Origin of the sequence: Intrasporangium chromatireducens Q5-1, from assembly GCF_000576575.1 — a bacterium.
In the GTDB taxonomy this organism is placed as follows: domain Bacteria; phylum Actinomycetota; class Actinomycetes; order Actinomycetales; family Dermatophilaceae; genus Intrasporangium_A; species Intrasporangium_A chromatireducens.
In genome coordinates, this window is record NZ_AWQS01000366.1 from 1 (window position 1) to 2818 (window position 2818).

At 71.8% G+C, this 2818-nt stretch carries 2 protein-coding genes; one reads left to right on the forward strand and one right to left on the reverse strand.

Features of this window, described 5'->3' with window-relative positions:
• Positions 1-39 precede the first annotated feature (39 nt).
• Positions 40-1515 carry a leucyl aminopeptidase gene (locus N864_RS21050; RefSeq protein ID WP_034722019.1) on the reverse strand — a complete coding sequence of 492 codons (1476 nt, stop codon included), beginning with the start codon at positions 1513-1515 and terminating at the stop codon, positions 40-42.
• 77 nt (positions 1516-1592) lie between these two features.
• Between N864_RS21050 and gcvT the strand changes: the two genes are divergently transcribed.
• Positions 1593-2693 carry a glycine cleavage system aminomethyltransferase GcvT gene (gene gcvT / locus N864_RS21055; RefSeq protein ID WP_034722017.1) on the forward strand — a complete coding sequence of 367 codons (1101 nt, stop codon included), beginning with the start codon at positions 1593-1595 and terminating at the stop codon, positions 2691-2693.
• The last annotated feature ends 125 nt before the right edge of the window (positions 2694-2818 follow it).

Sequence of the window (2818 nt, forward strand, 5' to 3'; positions counted from 1 at the left end):
CCCGGGTGGGCACCGGCCCCTCGTCGTGCGCGGGTCGGCTCAGAGGTAGGACTCGGCGAGCCCGACGAGGGTGCGCACTCCGAAGCCCGTGCCGCCCTTGGGGGTGTAGCCGCGGGGCGCCTTCTCGTTGAAGGAGGGCCCGGCGATGTCGATGTGGCTCCAGTCGGTGCCCTCGGGCACGAACTCGCCCAGGAAGAGTCCGGCGGTCAGCATTCCGCCCTCGCGGCCGCCCTTGTGGGCGATGTCGGCGTTCTGTGAGTCGAGTGCGGGACGCAGCTCGGCCGGGAGCGGCATCGGCCAGGCGGCTTCGCCGACGACATCGGCCGTGTCGACGACGCGGCCGCGGAAGCCATCGTTGTTGCCCATGACGGCGGCGGTGTCCGCGAGCGCGATGACCTGCGCGCCGGTCAGCGTCGCGATGTCGACGATCGCCTCGGGGCCGCTCTCGGCCGCGAGCGCGATGCAGTCGGCGAGGACCATGCGCCCCTCGGCGTCGGTGTCGAGGATCTCCACCGTCTTGCCGCCCCGCATCGTCACGACATCGCTCGGACGCTGTGCCGACCCGCTCGGCATGTTCTCGGCGATGCCGAGATAGCCAGTCACGGCGACGGGCAGCCCCAGCTCGGCAATCGCGAGGACCGCGGCGGCGACCGCGGCGGCGCCGGCCATGTCGGACTTCATTGTGCCCATGCTTGCCGGGGGCTTGAGGCAGAGACCGCCGGAGTCGAAGGTGATGCCCTTGCCGACGAAGGCAAGGGTCGCCTTCGGGCGTGAGGGGGCGTAGGTCAGGACCGCGATGCGGGGCTCGTTGACCGAGCCCTGGCCGACGCCGACGATGCCGCCGAAGCCGCCGGCGCGCAGCTGCTTGAGGTCGAGGCTCTTGAGCTTGACCTTGGTGCCCTTGACCCGCTCGGTCAGGGACGCCACGAACGACTCCGGATAGAGCAGGTTGGGCGGCTGATTCACCAGGTCGCGCGCGTAGGCGACGGCGGTGCCGATCGCGGCTGCCCGCTTGACCGCCTTGCGAGCCGGGCCGTCGGTCGGCCCGAGGACCGTCACGGTCTGCGCCGGCTCGGTCTTCGCCGTGCCGGCCTTGGGCGGGGTGTAGGCACCGAGCGCCGCCCCTTCGGCGACCGCGGCGACGAGGTCGGTGGAGCCGCCCGGGACCACGACGGCGACCTTCTGCTTCGCGTCGAGCCCGCGGACCGCGGCCCCGACTGCCTGGCGGACGTTTTCCCGGGTGGCGGCGTCGGGTCGGCCGTTGAGCTCGCCGGCGCCGGTGAGAACGACCCGCGGGGCCTTGACCTCGGGCACGGCGGCGAGCGTCGTCACCTCGCCCGGCCGGGCCTTGAGCTCGAGCTCCGAGATGACGGCCTTGAGGTGGTTGACCGTCCGTCGCGACAGACCGTGTCCGCTGGTCAGGGCCGCTCCGTCACCGTCCTTCGCCACCACGATGACGACGGCGTCCGCGTCGATGTCAGCCGCCGAGCGGCTGGAGCTGGTGAGGTTGGCCACGAGCTGAACTCCCTTGTCCGAGATGGGGTGACGGCGCTCGATCATAACGAGGCGCGGCGCGCCGCTAGGTTGGCACCATGACGAACTCGACTCAGGGACGCAGGTCCCCCTTGCACGACCGGCATGTCGCACTCGGAGCCAAGATGGCCGACTTCGGCGGTTGGGACATGCCCATCGAGTATCCCGGCGGCGGCGTCGTCGCCGAGCACACGGCGGTTCGTGAGCGCGTCGGCATCTTCGACGTGAGCCACCTCGGCAAGGCGACGGTGTCGGGGCCCGGGGCGGCCGACTTCGTCAACCGCTGCCTGACCAACGACCTTCGGCGGATCCAGCCCGGCTCGGCGCAGTACACGGTCTGCTGCAACGAGACCGGGGGAGCCGTCGACGACCTCATCGCCTATCTCCGCTCGGACGACGAGGTCTTCCTCATCCCGAACGCCGCGAACACCGCTCAGGTCGTCGACCTGCTGACGGCTGCGGCGCCGGCGGGGGTGACCATCACCAACCAGCACGACGAGTTCGCGGTCATCGCGGTGCAGGGACCACGCAGTGACGAGCTGCTCCAGGCGCTCGACCTGCCGACCGGCCACGACTACATGTCTTTCGTCGAGGCCGACTGGCGCGGCCAGCGGCTGACGGTCTGCCGCACCGGCTACACGGGCGAGCGCGGCTACGAGCTCGTCGGCCCATGGGCCGGTGCAACCGCGGTCTGGGACGCCCTCGTCGAGGCGATGGAGCCGATGGGCGGGCTGCCCTGCGGTCTCGGGGCCCGGGACACCCTGCGCACCGAGATGGGCTACGCACTGCATGGCCAGGACCTCTCGCCGGAGATCTCGCCCGTCCAGGCACGGGTCGGCTGGGCGGTCGGCTGGAAGAAGGACGCGTTTTGGGGCCGCGACGCGCTGCTCGCCGAGCGGGGGAACCCGCCGCGCATCTCGCACGGGCTCCTCGTGTCCGGCCGCGGCATTCCCCGGCCGCACTGCGCCGTCTCCCGCGACGGCGTGCCCGTCGGCGAGGTCACCTCGGGCACCTTCTCCCCGACTTTGCGGCAGGGAATCGCCCTGGCCCTGTTGGCACCCGAGGTTTCGGTGGGTGACACGGTGAGCATCGACGTCCGCGGTCGTGCCGTCGAGGCGACGGTCGTCAAGCCGCCCTTCATCGAGGTGAAGCCGTCCTGATCCGACCACAGCAGGCGCTGTGCGGGCCCTCGCCCGGTTGACCCGTCGCTACTCCCGGCGGAGCGGTCGCACCGCCCGACGGGAGCGGTCGCACCGCCCGACGGGAGCGGTCGCACCGTCAGCCG

Excerpts from the sequence above, each read along its gene's own strand:
- gcvT (WP_034722017.1), top strand. The coding sequence starts at position 1,593 with ATGACGAACTCGACTCAGGGACGCAGGTCCCCCTTGCACGACCGGCAT.